This is a genomic window from Sulfitobacter sp. (genome assembly GCF_036960155.1).
In the GTDB taxonomy this organism is placed as follows: Bacteria; Pseudomonadota; Alphaproteobacteria; order Rhodobacterales; family Rhodobacteraceae; genus Sulfitobacter.
The window spans coordinates 1-18,358 of the sequence record NZ_JBALWB010000011.1 but is presented as its reverse complement, the minus strand read 5'-3'; the positions used below and the strand labels follow the sequence as shown (position 1 = coordinate 18,358).

Annotated in this window: 20 protein-coding genes; 17 read left to right on the top strand and 3 right to left on the bottom strand. The window is 51.8% G+C overall.

Annotation, left to right across the window (positions count from 1 at the left end):
- The first annotated feature begins 39 nt into the window (after positions 1 to 39).
- Together V7775_RS18965 and V7775_RS18960 are read left to right on the top strand one after the other, a co-directional pair.
- Positions 40 to 885, top strand: a complete 846-nt coding sequence (locus V7775_RS18965; RefSeq protein WP_335753498.1) for an alpha/beta fold hydrolase — start codon at positions 40 to 42, stop codon at positions 883 to 885.
- 202 nt (positions 886 to 1,087) lie between these two features.
- Positions 1,088 to 2,128: a zinc-binding alcohol dehydrogenase family protein gene (locus V7775_RS18960; RefSeq protein WP_335753497.1), complete on the top strand. Its 1,041-nt coding sequence runs from the start codon at positions 1,088 to 1,090 to the stop codon at positions 2,126 to 2,128.
- A 217-nt stretch (positions 2,129 to 2,345) separates the two neighbouring features.
- On the opposite strand, the gene V7775_RS18955 is transcribed toward V7775_RS18960, so the two are convergent.
- Complete coding sequence (locus V7775_RS18955) at positions 2,346 to 2,696, bottom strand: winged helix-turn-helix transcriptional regulator (protein ID WP_335753496.1); 351 nt, start codon at positions 2,694 to 2,696, stop codon at positions 2,346 to 2,348.
- Positions 2,697 to 2,820: 124 nt separating this feature from the next.
- On the opposite strand from V7775_RS18955, the gene V7775_RS18950 reads away from it, so the two are divergent.
- The 10 genes from V7775_RS18950 (at position 2,821) to V7775_RS18905 (ending at position 8,988) form a co-directional block, all read left to right on the top strand.
- A complete protein-coding gene (locus V7775_RS18950; RefSeq protein ID WP_335753495.1) occupies positions 2,821 to 3,444 on the top strand; it encodes a glutathione S-transferase C-terminal domain-containing protein in 624 nt (207 codons plus the stop codon).
- On the top strand, positions 3,441 to 3,815 hold the full coding sequence (locus tag V7775_RS18945) for a nuclear transport factor 2 family protein (protein WP_335753494.1): 375 nt from the start codon (positions 3,441 to 3,443) through the stop codon (positions 3,813 to 3,815). The genes V7775_RS18950 and V7775_RS18945 overlap by 4 nt, the downstream gene beginning before the upstream one ends.
- An 11-nt stretch (positions 3,816 to 3,826) precedes the next feature.
- Positions 3,827 to 4,033, top strand: a complete 207-nt coding sequence (locus V7775_RS18940) for a tautomerase family protein (protein ID WP_335753493.1) — start codon at positions 3,827 to 3,829, stop codon at positions 4,031 to 4,033.
- A 5-nt stretch (positions 4,034 to 4,038) separates the two neighbouring features.
- Positions 4,039 to 5,019: an NAD(P)H-dependent flavin oxidoreductase gene (locus V7775_RS18935; RefSeq protein WP_335753492.1), complete on the top strand. Its 981-nt coding sequence runs from the start codon at positions 4,039 to 4,041 to the stop codon at positions 5,017 to 5,019.
- Positions 5,020 to 5,424 carry a GFA family protein gene (locus V7775_RS18930; RefSeq protein ID WP_335753491.1) on the top strand — a complete coding sequence of 135 codons (405 nt, stop codon included), beginning with the start codon at positions 5,020 to 5,022 and terminating at the stop codon, positions 5,422 to 5,424.
- Positions 5,425 to 5,546: 122 nt separating this feature from the next.
- A complete protein-coding gene (locus V7775_RS18925) occupies positions 5,547 to 5,858 on the top strand; it encodes an NIPSNAP family protein (protein ID WP_335753490.1) in 312 nt (103 codons plus the stop codon).
- Positions 5,859 to 6,006: 148 nt separating this feature from the next.
- Positions 6,007 to 6,606, top strand: coding sequence for a glutathione S-transferase (locus V7775_RS18920; RefSeq protein ID WP_335753489.1), 600 nt, complete (start codon positions 6,007 to 6,009; stop codon positions 6,604 to 6,606).
- A 295-nt stretch (positions 6,607 to 6,901) separates the two neighbouring features.
- Entirely contained in the window at positions 6,902 to 7,345 is a 444-nt protein-coding gene (locus V7775_RS18915) for a MarR family winged helix-turn-helix transcriptional regulator (protein WP_335753488.1), read from the top strand.
- A 13-nt stretch (positions 7,346 to 7,358) separates the two neighbouring features.
- Entirely contained in the window at positions 7,359 to 8,006 is a 648-nt protein-coding gene (locus V7775_RS18910; protein ID WP_335753487.1) for a hypothetical protein, read from the top strand.
- Positions 8,007 to 8,202: 196 nt separating this feature from the next.
- Positions 8,203 to 8,988 (top strand): alpha/beta fold hydrolase, encoded by a 786-nt coding sequence (locus tag V7775_RS18905; RefSeq protein ID WP_335753486.1) that lies wholly within the window; start codon positions 8,203 to 8,205, stop codon positions 8,986 to 8,988.
- Between the two features lie 764 nt (positions 8,989 to 9,752).
- Here V7775_RS18905 and V7775_RS18900 read toward each other — a convergent pair.
- Positions 9,753 to 10,427 carry a glutathione S-transferase family protein gene (locus V7775_RS18900; RefSeq protein ID WP_335753485.1) on the bottom strand — a complete coding sequence of 225 codons (675 nt, stop codon included), beginning with the start codon at positions 10,425 to 10,427 and terminating at the stop codon, positions 9,753 to 9,755.
- A 77-nt stretch (positions 10,428 to 10,504) separates the two neighbouring features.
- On the opposite strand from V7775_RS18900, the gene V7775_RS18895 reads away from it, so the two are divergent.
- Complete coding sequence (locus tag V7775_RS18895; RefSeq protein ID WP_335753484.1) at positions 10,505 to 11,104, top strand: TetR/AcrR family transcriptional regulator; 600 nt, start codon at positions 10,505 to 10,507, stop codon at positions 11,102 to 11,104.
- A 991-nt stretch (positions 11,105 to 12,095) separates the two neighbouring features.
- Here the strand turns inward: V7775_RS18895 and V7775_RS18890 are convergent.
- Entirely contained in the window at positions 12,096 to 13,430 is a 1,335-nt protein-coding gene (locus V7775_RS18890; protein ID WP_335753483.1) for an aminotransferase-like domain-containing protein, read from the bottom strand.
- A gap of 88 nt (positions 13,431 to 13,518) precedes the next feature.
- Here V7775_RS18890 and V7775_RS18885 point away from each other — a divergent pair, with 88 nt between their 5' ends.
- The 4 genes from V7775_RS18885 (at position 13,519) to V7775_RS18870 (ending at position 18,052) form a co-directional block, all read left to right on the top strand.
- A complete protein-coding gene (locus V7775_RS18885; RefSeq protein WP_335753482.1) occupies positions 13,519 to 14,685 on the top strand; it encodes an MFS transporter in 1,167 nt (388 codons plus the stop codon).
- A 198-nt stretch (positions 14,686 to 14,883) separates the two neighbouring features.
- Positions 14,884 to 15,288 (top strand): MarR family winged helix-turn-helix transcriptional regulator, encoded by a 405-nt coding sequence (locus V7775_RS18880; RefSeq protein ID WP_335753481.1) that lies wholly within the window; start codon positions 14,884 to 14,886, stop codon positions 15,286 to 15,288.
- A 954-nt stretch (positions 15,289 to 16,242) separates the two neighbouring features.
- Positions 16,243 to 16,827: a helix-turn-helix domain-containing protein gene (locus V7775_RS18875; RefSeq protein ID WP_335753480.1), complete on the top strand. Its 585-nt coding sequence runs from the start codon at positions 16,243 to 16,245 to the stop codon at positions 16,825 to 16,827.
- On the top strand, positions 16,820 to 18,052 hold the full coding sequence (locus tag V7775_RS18870) for a type II toxin-antitoxin system HipA family toxin (RefSeq protein ID WP_335753479.1): 1,233 nt from the start codon (positions 16,820 to 16,822) through the stop codon (positions 18,050 to 18,052). Before V7775_RS18875 ends, V7775_RS18870 begins: the two co-directional genes overlap by 8 nt.
- Positions 18,053 to 18,358: the final 306 nt, after the last annotated feature.

The window sequence follows — 18,358 nt, the reverse complement described above, 5'->3', positions numbered from 1 at the left end:
GTGGCAGTTTGCAATTGCAAAACAAGGTCGGAGAAACCCATGAAACACATCGTCGTTGATCATACATTGATCAATAACACCCGCATTGCCCACGGCGTACATGGAGCGGGCGAGCCTGTTGTGTTGATCCATGGAACGCCGTCTTCGTCTTATATCTGGCGCAATGTCATGCCGCACTTGGTCGCGGCAGGGTATCAGGTGCATGTGTTTGACCTCTTGGGGTATGGCCTGTCCGAACGTCCATGGGACACAAACATTGACACATCGATGACGGCACAAGTGCCTATTTTGGAGGGGCTTCTGGACCTTTGGGAACTCGATACATTCCATTTGGTTGCGCATGACATTGGTGGCGGTGTTGCGCAACGGTTTGGCATTCAATCAACTGAACGACTACGTTCCCTGACTATGATTGATGTGGTCAGCTACGACAGCTATCCGTCCAAGCGCACACGCCAGCAAATGGACGCGGGTCTTGATGTGCTGATCGAAACCCCTGATCAGCAGCATCGATCGCATTTTTCGGATTGGTTACTATCTACGGTCCAGAACAAGCAGAAACTAAGCGACGACGCGCACGATGTCTTCTTGGATTTCATATCGGGCCCTGTTGGGCAGGCGAGCATGTTTCAACATCAGGTTCGGCATTATGACCCCAGTCACACAATGGAATTAGCGGATCAGATGCACGAATTGGGTCAGGTCCCCGTCAAGCTGATTTGGGGGGCTGACGATGCGTGGCAGGTCACGGATTGGGCTCATAAACTCAATCAGGCAATTCCAGGTTCCGAGCTGACAATCATTGAGGATTGTGGACATTTTTCTCCCGAAGATCAGCCTGGGCGCGTTGCAGAACTTATCGTCACATTCCTCAGTGGCAGGTGATGCAGACCCAGACTGCCAAGACTTTTGGCGCATTAGCTATATCATCGCAGCCTGAGCACTTGCAGGGGCTGGCATTGGCTTAGATCGACCCGTCGTTTTGAAAGAACACGATCAGATGTGCCTTGGGATTTATGGCCTTGGTACGCAAATCCAAACGGTAATCAAATCCCACATTATCGATACCAAATTTAGGAATTAGACTATGCCATCCATGAAAACCATCGCGGCATTTGAAGCATTGTCCAACACTGACCCAAATTGCTTTGTTGTCGTCGAAGAGGACACGCCTGTAGCTACGGGCAAGGATTTGTTGATCCACATCGATGCGATTTCTGTAAACCCTGTCGATTACAAAGATCGTCTAGGGATTTCAGGTCATCGCGAGACCCCGCTGGTGTTGGGCTGGGATGCCTGCGGCGAAGTCATCGCGATAGGTGATGACGTCACTGGTTTTAAGGTTGGCGACAAAGTGATTTCTGCTGGGGATATTTCGCGGCAGGGCAGCTATGCGCAATATCAGCTTGTGGATGAGCGGATCACCGCGCTTAAGCCTGCTGGCTTGAGCGATGAGCAAGCCGCGACACTACCGCTGACGACGTTGGCGGCCTGGGAGGCGTTGTTTGATCGGCTGGGCATTTCAGATGCAGATGAGGTAGAAAAACCAGCATTGCTCATCATTGGTGGCGCAGGCGGTTTGGGGTCGATGGCCGTTCAGTTTGCGCGCCAATTTTCAAGCTGCACGGTGATTGCGACAGCATCCCGACCAGAAACCAAAGACTGGTGCCTTGAGTTAGGCGCGCACCACGTCATCGACCATTCGGAGGATATCCAAGCGCAGTTGCGAGAGCTAGGATATGAGGACGTTCCTTACATCCTGAATTGCAGCAATAACATCCCGTATTGGAAGCTGATGAGCCGCCTCATCGCACCGGAAGGCGCGATCTGTCTTGTCGCCAGCACGAAGGCAAAGCTCGACCTCGACTTGTTCATGGAGAAAAGCGTTCGGATCAATTACATGCTGATGTTCACACGCTCGCTTTTCAAAACCAAGACGATGCAACTTCAGGGTGATCTTCTGGCACGGTTGTCTGACATGATTTCAAGCGGCAAAGTGCGTCATGTGATGACAAAAGAACTCGGTCCGATGACCCGGGCTTCTTTGGCACACGCCCACGCGTTACTTGAAAGCGGGCGGATGGTTGGAAAAATAAGGCTAACGGCGCTACGTGACGAGGTTGATTAAGCCCGCACCGCATCCTTCGTTGTGAGGAAAGTCCAAGACATCCATAAAACGTGCAATCACCTTACATAATCGGATGTCAAAATTGTCAGAGCCCCCGGTTCAATGAAGATGGCACCTGATGAAACTGGCGAGCGCGAGGTCATTACCTTTATTGAGGATCCAGACGGCTACAAAATCGAACTGATCCAAGCGCCTTGAGGTTTGCATTCAGGTAATATCACCCGTCGTCGCGCATCTTTAGTCTGTGCCCAACCTCCACAATGGCCTCAAGTGCGGGCACAAGTTCGCCGCCCAGATCTGTCAGGGCATATTCAACAGATGGCGGCGAAGTTGGTTGTACGTTGCGCGACAGCACACCGCGCTGCTCTAGCTCAGTTAATCGGGTGGATAACACCTTGGCCGAAATCGGGGGGATATCAGTGCGCAATTCGTTGAAACGGCGTGGGCCAGCACGCAGCGACCAAATCACGTTGGCCGCCCATGCGCCAGAAATCACGGCCATGCAATGGGTCAACATGCAAGGCGGCGGCGGGCTGGGGCTTTTGTTCTTGCGGACTTTGAGTGGCATGATTGGGTAACCAGGTTTCTTTGAGGTAACTGGATAATTGGGTATCTTCTAGAAACCTAGTTGTCAACGGTAATTGGGTAACCCATGTCTACCTCACGAAACCAATTAACTGGAGACAAGAACCATGAAACTTCATTACAAGCCAGGCGCATGCTCAATGGCATCTCACATCATCCTAAACGAGCTTGGCGTCTCGTTCGACCTCGACAAGACAGACACAGACGGGCGCACAACCGAAGCGGGCGATGATTTCCGCAAGATCAGCCCAAATGGCTACGTTCCGGCATTGATCACCGACAACGGTGATATCATCACGGAAAACCCCGCCGTGCTTCAGTATTTGGCCGATCTGTCCCCCGAAGCTGGCCTTGCCCCCGCAAACGGTACGTTGGAGCGTACACGCCTTCAGGAAGCGCTCAACTTTGTTTCTTCCGAACTTCACAAATCCTTTAGCCCGTTTTTCTCAGGCGTTGAGATGGATGATGCGGCACGCGAAAAGGCAGTAGCAGGTATCGGACGTCGCGCCGCACATATCGAAAGTATTCTCGCAGATGGACGTTCCTTTCTGTTGGGTGAAACCTTCTCTGTTGCGGACGCCTATGCATTCGTCGTGCTCAACTGGGCAGGCTTTATCTCGGTAAGCCTAGACGCACATCCAAAAACCCAGGCTTACGTGGCGCGGATTGCAGCGCGTCCTGCCTCAATCAAAGCGATGATTGCTGAGGGTCTGATGGAGCAGGCGGCATGACTGAATTCGCCGCAGTAATCGGCGTGTTAGGGACCTATTTCGATGGTCTCTATCACGCTGATACCGACAGGTTGGCGATCGTATTTCACCCAAAAGCGATCTATGCAACGGCGGACGAAGTGCCGATGCTCCATCGCACGATGGATGAATATTTCCCTGTGGTGGCAAAGCGCGTCTCTGCGGCCTCCCGCAATGAACCCCGGCATGATGTAATCGAGTCCATCGAGTTCGCAGGCGACAACACCGCGTTTGCGCGCGTGCGCTGTTCCATCGGCACAAAGGATTTTATCGACTTCCTAACGCTAGTGCGCACTGACGGCACGTGGCGGATTATGACTAAGATTTTCCACATGACTGAACGCACATCCTGAAAGGAACCGATATGCCCTACGTAAACATCAAGGTGACCCGCGAAGGCGTCACCGCCGATCAGAAGGCCGAATTGATCAGCGGCGTGACCGACTTGCTGGTCCGGGTGCTCGACAAATCCCCAGCGACAACTTTTGTCGTCATCGACGAAGTTGCGCTAGAAGATTGGGGGATCGGTGGCCTGCCTGTTGAGCAGTATCGACGCTCTGTCGTGCGTTAACCCCTATGTCTATTCGTACACCACTGAATAATTTATTGGGCATCAAACATCCCGTCATACTGGCACCCATGGCAGGTGTCAGCGGCGGGGCGCTTGCTGCGGCAGTCAGCAATGGAGGCGGCTTGGGTCTGATCGGCGGGGGCTATGGTGACGCCGATTGGCTGAAGCGTGAGTTCGACGCAGCAGGCGATTCACGGATCGGAGTTGGCTTTGTCACGTGGTCACTGGCCCTCCAGCCTCACCTGCTTGATCTTGCCCTTGATCGAAACCCTGCTGCATTGATGCTTTCATTCGGTAACTTCAAACCGTTTCTCCGACAAATTAGGGGCGCGCAGGCGAAGTTGATCGTTCAGGTGCAGACGCTGGACCAAGCCCGCGAAGCGGCGGACGCCGGGGTCGATGCGATCGTGGCGCAGGGCACAGAGGCAGGCGGACATGGTGGTGCGCGCGCGACGCTGCCGTTCGTCCCTGCGGTCGTGGATATCGCGCAAGGCATACCGGTCATTGCCGCAGGGGGAATCGCTGATGGACGCGGGCTGGCCGCTGCACTTGCGCTTGGCGCGTCCGGCGCGTTGTGCGGAACCACCTTCTTTGCCAGCGACGAATCTCTCGCCAGCGACACTGCAAAACAAGCCGCCGTTCGCGGCTCCGGCGACGATACTGAACGCAGTTCGGTGTTCGACATAGCGCGCGATCTCGACTGGCCTTCGGGTTGGAACCTACGCACGATGCGAAATTCCTTCTCGCGCCGATGGAGCGGAGACTTGGCAGGCCTCGCCCAAAACCTAGCTAAAGAGCAAGAGCGTTTCAAAGCCGCGACAGAAGCAGATGACATAGATGTTGCCGCCGTTATCGTAGGCGAGGCGGTTGATCTCGTTCGAACCCGTGCTCCCGCGCAAACCACCCTTCATGAAATGATCTTACAGGCCGAGGATCGATTACGGTGCCTCAGTCAATCTATCGCCCCCTCACAAAGGATTAAATGAATGTCAAAACTCAAAGGAAGCTGCTTGTGCGGCGCTGTCTCGTACGAGGTCATCAACGAATTCGACAGACTATTCTTGTGTAGCTGCGATCAATGTCGACAGATCACCGGATCGGCCTTTGCTTCGAATCTGTTCATAATGGCCGATGGGTTCGACTGGCTGTCTGGCGGCGACGACATTGTCAGCTATCAAATGCCGGGGCGAGACATTTCTAAATCGTTCTGCCGCGTGTGCGGCTCTGGCGTGCCGTGGTCCAGCGGTGACGGAACTAAGATGATTGTTCCAGCGGGATCACTCCAAGGAGAGCCGGAGGTAGTCGACAAAGTCAGGGTCTTTGTCGCCGAACAACCATTGTGGTCATCGAACCTTGAGAAAGTCGAGGCACATCGGGGGTTTCCATCGTAGGAATCTGAGCTGCCGCACTCAGCTCTGATCCAAAAGACCGCCTGCGATTACCTCCCTTGATCGGGCCTTGATCGGGAATGAATACAACCCATTGTCCAGAAAACCGTTGTAAGGAGAAGCTGTTGATAACTTGTTATGTTCAATATGAACTGAACCCGTCGAAAATTTCCGAGTTCGAAGATTACGCACGCGCGTGGATACCGTTGGTTACGAAATTTGGGGGTACCCATCATGGGTATTATTTGCCCCATGAAAGTCCTAACGATTTGGCCGTCTGCCTTTTTTCATTCCCCTCTTTGGCTGACTATGAGGCCTACCGCATCAAGAGCCTGACAGACAGCGAATGTCAAAAAGCCTACAAATTCGCCGAAGATATGGATTGTATCAGGCGCTATGATCGCCACTTCTTACGACCATTGGAAACGGGCGATTAGGGCAAACCTGTCGCTATTTCAGTAAAGAACAGTTCATCGATGGCTGCTTCTAAACGGCTTTTTGCATCAAGTGCCACTTATAATGGTGCGCAGACAAAGCCGTTCGACCGCTGGATTTACATTCCCCTTTTGATTGGAAGAAGACGTTATGAAACTCTATTATGCCAACACATCCCCCTATGCCCGCAAGGTACGGATTGTCCTCCGCGAACGCGGACTGACTGATCATGTTACCGAGATCCTGACAAATCCGTTTGAAGAAAACGCCGCGTTGGGTTCGGCAAACCCACTCCACAAAGTGCCAACGCTGGTCACATCTCAAAATACGGCTATCTTTGATAGCGCAGTAATTTGCGGCTACCTTGATACCATCGGGACAGCTGCTCCGCTCACTCCTGTTGGAGACGACCGTTGGTTGGCTCTGACTGCTCAAGCGATGTGTGACGGGATGCTCGATGCCCTTTTCAATCTTGTGATTGAGCGTCGCCGACCTGAAGCAGAGCGATCCACCATGTGGCAGGAGCGTTGGCAGGCCGCAATCTTACGCACTGCAGACGCCGCCGAAGCTAATATGCGCCCATTTGAGGCACAACTAACTTTGGCCCAGATCAGTCTTGGCGCGGCACTTGGGTATGCCGATTTCCGTACCCCAGATATTGCTTGGCGCACTAATCGCCCTGCCTTGCGCGACTGGTTCGATGCCTTCGCCGCACGTCCATCCATGGTCGCCACCGACCCTTCACTTTAACGCATCAAACCGAAGTCATCAGATGAACCCCAAACACGCCCCGTTGCTATTACCTTTGCGAAATGTCGGCTTTTAGTACTTGCTCTACGAAAGGTGTTGTTGGGATTGAGTGGAATGTTGCAGGCGCTTGTTGTGTCAACTTGGCTGACGTCGTCAGCGCCTGCGGGTCCAGACATTTCTATTCGATAAGTAAACTTTTCGGCTTTTGAAGCAATAAGATAGAGCAGTTTCGATTTTGCCCTTGCAGAATAAAATGAAAGTCGACAGATTGATAGTTGCATACACAAGGATTCGCATGTCTGACCCCCTTAATAATTGTTTCAGTTTGGCCAGCCGTAGGTTGTCCCGAGTAATCGGGCAGATTTACGACAAAGCTCTTGTCGGCTCGGGCCTGAAGATCACACAGTTTTCAGTGCTGACGGCTGTTGGCTACGCACAGGATCAGGATCTGCCGCTCGGGGTCATCGCCAAGGCGATTGACATGGACAAGTCCACTTTGACGCGAGCGCTGAATCCTTTGGTGCGTGATGGCTTCGTAATCCTGAGCAAAGGCGAAGACCGTCGCCAGAGATCCGCAAAGCTGACGAGCGCAGGACGTCTGTTACTTGCTGAGGCTACGGTCAGCTGGAGCCAGGCGCAGTCACAAATAGAAACCCTGCTGGGGGAGACTTCTTTTGTAGAGGGCCATCGGACGATGACCACAATGCGTAAAAAAATATCATCCAAGAACGACAACTAGAAAAGGTTACTTAATGACACTTCAAGCTACGTCTGAGGCCCGGATCGCACCGCCTCGATTTGCATTGGTCGCACTAATCGTGATTTCCGTTTGGCTGATCTGTATCATAATTCTAGGTCGCAGTGGCACGTTTCACGTCGAAGCAAATCAACCGCCCCTGCCAACTATTTTGGCCATGTTGTCGCCACCGCTTTTGTTTTTGATCGCCATGCGACTCCCGGCCTTTAGAGCGGAAGTTCTTTTGATTAATCCAATCTGGCTCAATGGGATGCAAGGTTTACGTATTCTCGGCGCAGGGTTTCTGTTTGTCGCCTCTTACGGGCACCTCCCGCAAGTTTTTGCCTTCTTTGCGGGATGGGGCGACGTCCTTGTCGCTTTCTTGGCTCCGCTAGTTGTTGCTAAGATTGCTTCAAATCGGGCATTTTTGGCGTCGCGACGTTTTTTGATGTTTCATTTGCTGGGATTGATGGATTTTGTTGGTGCGGTGGTTTCTGGGCTTATCTCACGCGGTACAATCCCGCTCGTTGACACACCACAATCTACCGAGGCCTTAGCAAGTTTTCCCTTGTTGATTATTCCCTGCTTCGCTGTGCCGCTTTGGATATGCCTACACATCGCGGCCTTAGCTCAGCGACGCGCGTATCTCGATGACATGAAATAAGCCGCTCACAAATCGGCCACTGTCACGGTGCCTATTTCAACTGGTCTGTGCGAGATTTGCATCTTTGCTACGCAAAAAAACCGCAGTTGACGACATCAACGTAACTTCCAATTGATCGAAACGATCGTCTGGTCATAAGAAAAGTCGGAGGGTGAAATTGTCGCTTTTTCATAAACTTGTAGGTAAGATGATCGTAATGGGATCAGAAATTGCACCAAATTTAATGGCGCGCATAATCGTTCCACGTCTTCTAACACCGCGCCGTGTTCAATCTCGGTTACCAGATACGCTTGAACCGATTGATATCGGCGATGGAATAGTTGCATGGCGAGAGCACAACAGCGATCCAACGATGCCTCTCGCTCTGTTTGTGCATGGGTTTGATGGTAATCACGCACAATGGTCAGACATTGAAACTGTTGTGCGGCAGTCAGGATATCGAGCCATATTTTTAGACCCTCCAGGTCATGGTTCATCACGGCAAGGGCAGTGCGATCCAATAATCTTTAGTAAAGCTGTCCGTGCTTCATTCGAATGTTTCGGTCCAGTCTCGCTCTATATCGGACATTCCATGGGTGCAGTCGCTGGCGTCCTCGGGACGAGTGAGGTAGCGGGCGCCGATGCTTATATACTGATGGCTAGCCCAGCCGTCATGTCTCACACCATTAGAGCAACAGCACAAAAATTTGGGCTTGGATCGGTCGCTATTGATGCACTTCTGAATGAAGTCGGGAGACGCGTAGGATCCCATCCTTCCGATCTGGACCTTATCAAGTTTGTTGAAAAAAGAGTTGCGCCTGCACTTATTGTCCATGATCGCAGCGATCGTCAGGTACCCTTCGGAGAAGCAGAACGAATCCATGCCAGTTGGCCCAACGCGCAGCTCTTCGTTACTAACGGATTGGGTCATAATAGGGTTCTTCGAGACGGTGACGTTCTGGCTGAGATTGTTAAATTTCTGTCAACCAGATCAGGCTTATGAGGGCGCCCCCCCCCCGACTTGATTGACGGCAGGTCGCTTAATCGACGCGTTGATGCTGAATTTTGGAACGTGTTAAGCGTGCCAAAGAAGGACGAGATATTGAGGTTTGACGAACGCAATTTGACGGTTCGCCTTTTGTGGCTTGCCAAGCTTTGGCTCGGGGTCAGAGGTGGTCATTAGTACTATTTGGATGAATAATTGGCTGTTATTTCGAAAGCATGACGACGAGGGCAAGATCAAGCATTGCCATTGTTACTGGATTGCCATTGTGACCGGGCCCAAAGCATTCGCTCTGGCAAAGTTGGAGTCAGGATATTCATAATGGCTGAGACGAACGTTGTTGCGAATGCGATTCACCCGGCCCAGTATTGGCCAATAACCTACGGCGGAAACGATCGATAATCCCATGGCGAGCATAAGAAAAATCGAAAACCTGCCAAAATGCGGTTCCGTATTGGAAGTTGTCCAACGTTGAAACAACCTTGGGTAAGCCTTCCCCAAGGCGCACCTGCGATCAGACAAACCAGAAACAAAATTACGCCAATGCAAATCGCAGAATAGATGAGGACAGCAACTTGGGTCATTTGTCATCCTTCAGAGTGAACCGGGCGCTTCTTAGGCTAAACGTATCCAGATTGTGCGTTCCAATATTTAACTTCGGCGCTTCTGGGTTCGTTTAGCGAATTTGAAGAGTGAGTGCTTCTGACTTGTTCTAATTGGTTGCTTTTGCGCTTACTAAGCTGACGGCCCACCTTCCCTGAAGTTCAAGCTGACGACCGCAAACTGGCGCGCACTTGTTTGAGATAGAGCAACTCAGCTTCATACAGCTCAATGGCGGCAGGACGTGAGGAAACCCGCTCAAAGTGCTTCATCAAATAGGGAAAGCGGCTTTCATCCGGCAAGCACTTTGAATGCTGCAAGTTCGCCATTTGAGAATAAACTGACACATCTGCAACTGAAATTGCGTCCCCGCAAAACCAGTCTTTCCCTGAGATTTGTGTCTCCAGATAGGTCAACAAGGGTGGGAGATGCTCAGCAACCGACGCTTGCACAGTCTTTGTATCAATAGGCAGGCCTCGCATCTCGTTGATAAAAATAGGCCTGAACACACCGTCACTAATCTCAGAAAAAAGCGCCGAGTCTGCATATTCTTCGATCCACAAAGCATGCCCCAGATGTTTGGGTTCTTTCGGAAAGAGCGTTGCATTGGTGGGGTGTGCCGCATTGAGATACGCACAAATGGCTGAGCTGTCATTCAACGTAAAATCATCTGTCTGAAGAACTGGCACACGCTTGAGTGGGCTGATTGCCTCAAAGCCATCCGGCGGAGCGTAGGGGTTTACCAGCTCTAGGTCAGCTTCCAGGCCCATCTCAGCCGCGAACAAAACCACTTTTCGGGTAAACGGTGAGAGCGGATTTCCGAGAACTTTATACGCCATAGTAGTGATCCATTCTATTAAGTTGACGCTGTCAATATTGACATCATAATTGACGATGTCAATATGGCCGGATGAAAATGAAACAACCTTTCCATCACGGTAGCTTGAAACAGGCACTGCTGGACGCTTCAGGTACTCTTCTGGATCAGCATGGTCCTGACGGCGTTACGATCAGAGCCATCGCACGGAAAGTTGGGGTTTCTCATGCCGCTCCGGTCAACCACTACAAAGATCGAGAGGCTCTTCTCACTGCACTTGCGACGGTACTGTTCAAAGATCTCTTGGCTTCTGTCAAAGGGAAACTCAGCAGCAAGGATCTACCCACCACCGCGCGCATTTCAGTTTTTGCAATTATGCTTTTCGAATATGCAATGGCGCATCCCAACCGCTATCGATTGCTTTGGCACACTGGATTGGTCAATCATAATGACCCAGAGTTGCTTGATGTCATGGATCAATTTTACAATGCTTGCTGCGCCGAAATTGCAGGGGCTGGTCTGTGCAGTGAACGAGATGCCGAAACCTATGCAATTGCTTTGTGGTCTTTGGTGCACGGCTACACCGACCTCAGGCTGACAGGAATGTTTGAGGCGAAAAACGATAAGATCAATGGTCGCCCGAGGTTAGAGGCCATGCTTGATATGTTCCTAAACCAAAGCCGAAATAAATCCCCATAGGGTAACTCTACGAACAAACCTTGCGATGGGCCCGTTGGACAAAAACCTATTGCCAATACCTATGTGGTACAAACGGTCCATTTGGTCACTCTATCTGCGGCCAAGCGGAATCAGGCACTTGGCTGTGATAAAACTCCCCAGCAAAATCATTGCAGTTTTGGCAACTTTTTGACCGTCGTAAGAGTCTAATGTCGGAGAGGAAAGAATTCTTGGGTAAGGCACAAGCAGCCGTTCGTCACGTGCGCGGCGAAGGTGTCAAAAGAGCCCTTACTTACATCGCGAAAGGAAATATATTACGTCAATGGATGATCGAAAATGAAGCCCAATAAAAAGCTGTTCTTTGCTGTATTAGAACGGGTTGCAAGTTATTGCCACTCCGAAGGGTTTGTCGCGCACCCAGCTTACGTTTCAGCATGGGAACCTCATAACCAAGCATATCAAGCGACGCTAATCCGCTCCGATGTCTCGGACTTCATTGACCAACTGAATGTCTCATTCTATCCGTCTTCGTCTGCATTCGGTTTCGAAGTCACTCGAAGTGTAAACTCTTTGGGAATCAATAGCATAGATGACCTCCCCACCGACGCTAGGGAGTGGACTGATTGCTGGCTTTATCAACCGTATGACCAGTATTCTCTTGGTAACTATAGTGCGTGGAACATATTTTACATCGATAGAGGGTTCAGAGTGAGTAAACGGAAGCCATTAGATGTGGAAGTGGAGACGCTCAAGGTCTGCACTTCGTTTGAACGCAATTCGGTGTTCCTTTTTGATGCTCTAAAGGGGAACTATCATGGGCGTTCTGTCTGTGTGAGACATTACAAAATTGAGCGCCAGAAATAGGGTCACTAAATCCGCAAAGCCGCCTATCGCCTTCTTATTTGGCGTTGATCTCGTGTGCAAACGCAGCGAAAGTCGGCTTCGAGCCCACTATGACCGATGCTGCGTTTTATATGAATGTCCGCTTCCGGTGGTCTGCGAGAGACAATTATTACTCGGAATACGCAATCTTCACAGATTTATGGACTGCATTCAAAATGGTGGTCAGTTCATTTTTTGCGACACCACCAAAGGCCAACCGTAAAGCTTGCGGAACTGCGGTGGTGGTTGCAAATGGATCTGCACCGGATATCGAAATACCCCTTTCCCGCAAGCGGCTGACAATCGGTTCAGCCCGCACAGCCCTATCTAAGGGCAACCACGCGAACCCTGCATTGCGATGCGCAAGGATGGGGATGTCTGCCAGAGCGGTCCGGCAAAGCTGCTGGCGTTCTGCACCATCTCGCCTTCTGGTTTCTTCGGAAACCTTCAACGTGCCGTCCTCAATCCAGCCTGTCACCAGCCCAGAAATGAGTGCGGGTGCATTCCAGGTTGTTGCTCTGATGGCTTCAAGCAGGCCTTCGATGTGAACCGGAGGTGCGATCACATACCCTAAACGCAGCCCTGTCGCGATGCTTTTGGAAAACCCACCGACATATATGGTCCGCTCAGGGGCTAAGGCCAGAAAAGCGGGCGGGGGATCGGGTTCCAAAAACGCATATGCGGCATCTTCTATGATGAGAAGATCATGCTTTCGCGCGACCTTGATCAAAGCCGTCCGCGTTGCCTCATCCATTACGGAGCCAAGAGGATTGTGGACAGTTGGCATGAGATAGACAGCGCTGATGTGCCTGCTTCGGCACTGCCTATCAAGATCATCGGGGTCCATGACGCCCTGCGTCCCTTCGATTGGAACAAGGTCTAGTCCCTGCAAGGCGGCCACCGACTTGAAGCCGGGATAGGTCAGTGCATCGGTCGCCACAACGTCGGCCTGCCGAAGTAGTCCAAATGCAGTGATCGCCAGGCCGTGTTGACCTCCAGACGTCACTAAAAGGCGTTCGGGATCGACGAGACCAAGAGAGTGATCAAGACTGTTAGCGATTATGCGGCGTTCATGAATGCGACCACCATGCGGTTGGTAGCGTAGCATCGCTTCCAGATCACCCGCCGTCGCCAGTTTGCGCAGTCCGGCCCGCAGAGCGTCAGCGTCCGCCGCGTCACCCGGCATGTTGAACACAAGGTCGATTAGGCCATCAGTTGCTGTCTGATGAACACCGAGTGTTATGGGCAGTCCAAGATCACGCACGAATGTCCCACGACCCGCCTCTCCGACGACCATGCCCCGACGCTCAAGCTCTCCATAAACACGGGTGGCCGTCGCCAGTGCAATTTCAAACTGCCCGGCAAAGGCGCGATGCGTTGGCAGTTTGGTTCCCGGTGCCAACTTACCCGACTGGATCGCGCTGGCCATGGAATCTGCAAGGCTTAGGTATCTGGCTTTCGGCATAATCTCACTGTATCTATGACAATTAAAGAATTGTCATATTGACGTCTTCTCGGCATTTGGGCTGCAAGTCAATTCTCAAGGTGCCCCTATGACAAAGATTATCCCTGCCTCATTGCTTGCGGTCTCCCTTTTCACAGTGACGTTCGCCGTGAACTTACAGGCTCCGCTCTATGATGTGTATGCGGCTGAAAGTGGTGTCGGGCCAACGGCTGTCACGGTCGCATTTGCGGCATATGTAGGGGGCCTCATGCCGACACTCTTGCTGCTTGGTGGACTATCGGACCGGGTCGGTAGGCGGATTCCCATTGCACTGGCTTTGTTGCTGGGAGCAGTTGCAACAATGCTGCTGGTGCAGGCCCCAAGCTGGACAAGCCTTGTCATCGCACGTCTGTTGCTTGGGGTTGGAACGGGCCTCGCCACGACTGCCGGAACAGCCTACATGGCAGAAATTCTTGGCGAAGATAGGGCGCATAACGCGGCTCTTATCGTTACATCGGGCACGTCGCTTGGCTTTGGCGGTGGTGCACTGGCGACTGGTATCAGCCTCGGCCTGTCTGGTCCGACACTGCTTCCTGCCAGTTACATCGTTTTGTTTATCGCAGCACCGCTTCTGGCAATGATCGCGTTTTGTCTGCCTCGGGTAGATCACCCTAAACGCGTGTCGATCTTGCGCCTACCGGTGTTTCCAAAAGGCACATGGATGTTTGGGGCAGCGATGGCATTGGCATGGTCCACAACGGGCATGACCATCGCCGTTGTGCCGTTGGAATTGGCAGCGAACGACTTAGGCGGCTGGACTGGCCTTGTAATTTTTCTGGCGATCTTCGTGGGCTTTCTCTGCCAGCCAATTGCACGGCGCATGACCAACGATCAGTCGCTTGCTCTCGGCTTTGTTCTGATCCCTTTCGGTTTTCTTGTTCTGTTGGCTGGTGTGTGGCTGCACCTTCTTGCCCTCGTTCTGATTGGAACCTGCATCACAAGTTCTGCAAGCTACGGGTTCAGTTATCTTGCATCGCTGGCAGAGGTCTCTTTGCGCGCCCCGATGAATCGCGCACGGGCGACAGCAGGGTTGTTCGTCTATGCGTATTTTGGATTTTCTCTTCCGGTGATCGCCAGCGGCGCGCTAGCAGACAGGTTTGGCATGTTAGTGGCGATGATTGTATTTTCTCTTATCCAGATTACGATCACGGCAATCATTGTTATTTTTTGGAAGCGACAGGCGGCGTTGCCTACAACAGCCTCTGACGCAGGATAACGCAAAGCTGCTATTGGTGGCGACAGGTCCAAGGCCCGTTTTGTCCACACATTTCAGAAGTTGGAGCTTAGGTCCGCTCTTGCTAGATAGGGTCAAAAATTAGTTGCATTATGTAGCTATGTATCAGGCGTTAACACCCCCCCCCGTATAGACAAAATTCGCTCTGCCGCACGACCTATTGTGCGCGAGCTAGGCTTCATGCAGGCCGGGCTGGCTGGTATCGAACTTTCGCCTTCAGCCGTGCATACTATCATTGAGATTGGTTACGGCACGGTGACGAATGCAAGCGGCCTTGGCACGCTGTTGCACCTGGAAAAACCCAGTGTCAGTCGCCTTGTTCAGAAGCTGGAAAATGAAAGCCTGATCGAGGTCGGGCCTGACCCAAGTGATAAACGATCCCAAGTTCTTTCTCTGACGCATGGTGGGAAATCCCTTCTTGGAGAAATCGAAGCTTATGCGCGACAACAACTTGGCTCTGCGCTGAACGAATTTTCCGTACAGGATGTCACCTCTATGACAAAGATGGCTTCGCCCTCATTCTCGGTCTTCACCGCGTTGGCACGGATTTCGCCTGTGCCAAAGTTTATGGCGACTGAAAGATAATCATTGCCGGCCTGGCTTGTTGCTTGCCAAGCGCTGCCGATGCGAATGGAACGATTTGGCGGTGATCTCGAAGTCTGGGTGCTTTTCTGTTTTCTTGTGTGGGTTCCCTGAGATTGCGATGTCGACATCGCAATCTCAGGGAGGCGATCCAGCCGGTGAAAGTGTTTTCGTTTGTGCGGTTGATTGTACCTTCGATAGTCATGTCAATTTTCCTTTTGCTAAGTGACGAATTGCGCATGTCTAATGGTGACCGCGGATCACCGTAGCGCAGCACAGGGGAACCTCTCGCGGGGTTGATCCGCTCAGGGCGGCTTGAGGTAAGTGTGGTGAGAAAAGTTGGAAAAAAGGGAGATTGCGGCGCCACCTTGGAGGTTCATCGCACAAATGATTTGCTGACTTGCTGCTTCGCCAATTAAAACATGATCGTCTGATACTCAAAACAGAACCCACCTGAACAAGAGGACCCAATTCGGAGATTCTGGGCACGACCCCGCCAGCATTGATTTGAGCATAACAGGGCAGGGGCTCAGGCTCATGTTTGGCAATCTGCATCAGTGAAAGTCCCGACTTGGAACCAGCCGTTTTGCCTGGTCGCGCGGATGCGTGGCGCGAGGTTGAGGCCGCCCGCGTGGTGCGTCGTCGGTTTGGGGTTGCGTGATTAGATGCATCACAATGCCCTCGCGTTGTACATGACCTGTGATGCGCAGCACCCACCCGCCCATGACATGCTCAAAGTCTAAGGGGGGCATTGAATTCGCTGCTTTTTACAAGACTGTTGAGCAGGGAATGGATATTGATGACAACCTCCCTGGTCTGGTGTATTTCTTGATCTATAATGCTGTATCAATAATCTCATGCGATATGTATTGGTAGATCAATCCTTGATTTTCATAGTCAAGTTGATATATAAAGGCAGATCAAAGAGGTATATATGATCTATATTGGCAGATCACTATGAATTATGAAGCAGAGGCGTTGGCAACAACGCTCAAATTGGCACGTGAACGTAAGGGGCTTAGTCAAAGAGACTTGAGCGCCCTTGCAGGCGTGCCGCAGTCTCACATCTCAAAAATTGAAACGGCGGGTGTTGATCTGCGGATCAGTAGTCTGGCGGCCTTGGCAAATGCCCTTGATCTCGAAATCGCTCTTATCCCACGCAAAGCCGTGCCCGCCGTTCAATCCATCAGCCGTAGTGTGGATATCACCCCACAAACCCTGCCTGAGGTGGCCAAGATTATCAATGGTCTTGCCCAAGAAGTGGAACGGGTCAGGACGCTCAAAATTGATCCAGAAACACTACAACGCGTTCAACGCACGTTTAAAGAGATACAGCAATTCCAGAACCTCATTCGTGATCCGGCCATGTTAGCATCGGCGCGCGAAGCGATCAAAACAGTGACCAATTCCGATGGCTTGAAGGCACTGCGCCAGTCAGCCCAGCTTATGACAACCCTACGCAACAAGCTGGCGCACACCGACATCAAGCCAAGCAACCTACCGAGACGTGCCTACCAGCTTGATGGTGACGACGATGCCTAACGTCTCAGTCCTGAATGTGAACCTGCACGGAAATACAATCGGCACGCTGACTAACGTTGGCGGTGATCGCACATTGTTTGCGTTCACGGATGCCTACATCAACGACACCAGCCGCCCAACACTGGGACTGTCGTTCAAGGATGAGTTTGGGACTCTGACCACGGATTTCCGAAACTATCAGACGCGTGTGATGCCGTTCTTTTCAAACCTTCTGCCAGAAGGGCATTTGCGCAAATACTTGGCGGAGCGCGCAGGCGTCAATCCAGAACGCGAGTTCTACCTTCTTTGGGCGCTCGGCAATGATCTCCCCGGAGCTATCACGATCACACCTGCTGATGGTGAGTTGTGGCCCGTCGACATAGATGAGGATAGCATCCGAAGAGATGATGATCACCATGAGAACGCGCTGAGATTTTCGCTAGCTGGCGTACAGTTGAAGTTCTCGGCTGTCTCTGACGCCACTGGCGGGTTGACGATCCCCGCAACAGGCGCAGGCGGTTCCTGGATCGTCAAATTGCCGTCCCGAGAATACGATGGCGTGCCAGAAAACGAGTTTTCGATGATGAAGCTTGCGGCAATGATGGGCATGAACGTCCCCGCGATAGATCTTGTCAGCCTGGATGCCATCAAGAACGTTCCTGCAGGCATTGAGCAGATCGGCAGAGATGCTTTTGTCATAGAACGGTTTGACCGATTGCCCGATGGTGGGCGTGTGCATATTGAGGATTTCGCGCAGGTTTTCGGTGTTTATGCTGAACACAAATACAAGCAAGCCAGTATGCGCAACATTGCGCAGGTCATTGCGGCTGAGGGCAGCACAACGGACCTTATGGAATTTGTACGGCGCCTGACCTTCAACATGATCGTCGGTAACGGCGATATGCACCTCAAAAATTGGTCTTTGATCTATCCAGATCGCCGGCACGTGTCATTGGCACCTGCCTATGACTTCGTTTCGACCATTCCATACCTTCCAGAGGATGGTACGGGACTAAATATCAGCCGGTCCAAGGCCTTCACTGACTTTAACGTTGATGAGCTCAGCCATTTTGCTGTGAAAGCCGCCATCCCCAAGAAGATGGTCTTGGACACTGCAAGAGACACGATTGCTGCGTTTCAAGAGGCCTGGGCCAATGAGGCGGCAAATCTGCCAATGAGCCGCGATGTACGCACTGCGATCGAAGCGCATATGACAACTGTCCCGATCATGGACGAACTGGGATAGACCTGTAACCGAGGAACAAGTGGATGTTATGGGTAAGGCAGTCTACGCACACCAGCCGAATTCCCACAATTCAAGTACCATAATATCCTGTTATCATAACTAGCGCGCTAATCTGTTGGCTCCCTCGATCGCTGTTACCAGAGAATTGGGTGATGACGAGTTGAGGGCGGAATATTTAAGCTGCGATCCAGTGCTTAAGTTAAGCTAAGGTTAACCATTTTATCGGCGCTGGAGGTTTATCCCTCTGGCCAGCTTTGTTGCACAAATGGTCTGCTGGGATTCACTGTATGAATCCAGCGTGATAGA

Excerpts from the sequence above, each read along its gene's own strand:
- V7775_RS18965 (WP_335753498.1), top strand. The coding sequence starts at position 40 with ATGAAACACATCGTCGTTGATCATACATTGATCAATAACACCCGCATT.
- V7775_RS18960 (WP_335753497.1), top strand. The coding sequence starts at position 1,088 with ATGCCATCCATGAAAACCATCGCGGCATTTGAAGCATTGTCCAACACT.
- V7775_RS18955 (WP_335753496.1), bottom strand. The coding sequence starts at position 2,696 with ATGCCACTCAAAGTCCGCAAGAACAAAAGCCCCAGCCCGCCGCCGCCT.
- V7775_RS18950 (WP_335753495.1), top strand. The coding sequence starts at position 2,821 with ATGAAACTTCATTACAAGCCAGGCGCATGCTCAATGGCATCTCACATC.
- V7775_RS18945 (WP_335753494.1), top strand. The coding sequence starts at position 3,441 with ATGACTGAATTCGCCGCAGTAATCGGCGTGTTAGGGACCTATTTCGAT.
- V7775_RS18940 (WP_335753493.1), top strand. The coding sequence starts at position 3,827 with ATGCCCTACGTAAACATCAAGGTGACCCGCGAAGGCGTCACCGCCGAT.
- V7775_RS18935 (WP_335753492.1), top strand. The coding sequence starts at position 4,039 with ATGTCTATTCGTACACCACTGAATAATTTATTGGGCATCAAACATCCC.
- V7775_RS18930 (WP_335753491.1), top strand. The coding sequence starts at position 5,020 with ATGTCAAAACTCAAAGGAAGCTGCTTGTGCGGCGCTGTCTCGTACGAG.
- V7775_RS18920 (WP_335753489.1), top strand. The coding sequence starts at position 6,007 with ATGAAACTCTATTATGCCAACACATCCCCCTATGCCCGCAAGGTACGG.
- V7775_RS18915 (WP_335753488.1), top strand. The coding sequence starts at position 6,902 with ATGTCTGACCCCCTTAATAATTGTTTCAGTTTGGCCAGCCGTAGGTTG.
- V7775_RS18910 (WP_335753487.1), top strand. The coding sequence starts at position 7,359 with ATGACACTTCAAGCTACGTCTGAGGCCCGGATCGCACCGCCTCGATTT.
- V7775_RS18905 (WP_335753486.1), top strand. The coding sequence starts at position 8,203 with ATGGGATCAGAAATTGCACCAAATTTAATGGCGCGCATAATCGTTCCA.
- V7775_RS18900 (WP_335753485.1), bottom strand. The coding sequence starts at position 10,427 with ATGGCGTATAAAGTTCTCGGAAATCCGCTCTCACCGTTTACCCGAAAA.
- V7775_RS18895 (WP_335753484.1), top strand. The coding sequence starts at position 10,505 with ATGAAACAACCTTTCCATCACGGTAGCTTGAAACAGGCACTGCTGGAC.
- V7775_RS18890 (WP_335753483.1), bottom strand. The coding sequence starts at position 13,430 with ATGCCGAAAGCCAGATACCTAAGCCTTGCAGATTCCATGGCCAGCGCG.
- V7775_RS18885 (WP_335753482.1), top strand. The coding sequence starts at position 13,519 with ATGACAAAGATTATCCCTGCCTCATTGCTTGCGGTCTCCCTTTTCACA.
- V7775_RS18880 (WP_335753481.1), top strand. The coding sequence starts at position 14,884 with ATGCAGGCCGGGCTGGCTGGTATCGAACTTTCGCCTTCAGCCGTGCAT.
- V7775_RS18875 (WP_335753480.1), top strand. The coding sequence starts at position 16,243 with ATGAATTATGAAGCAGAGGCGTTGGCAACAACGCTCAAATTGGCACGT.
- V7775_RS18870 (WP_335753479.1), top strand. The coding sequence starts at position 16,820 with ATGCCTAACGTCTCAGTCCTGAATGTGAACCTGCACGGAAATACAATC.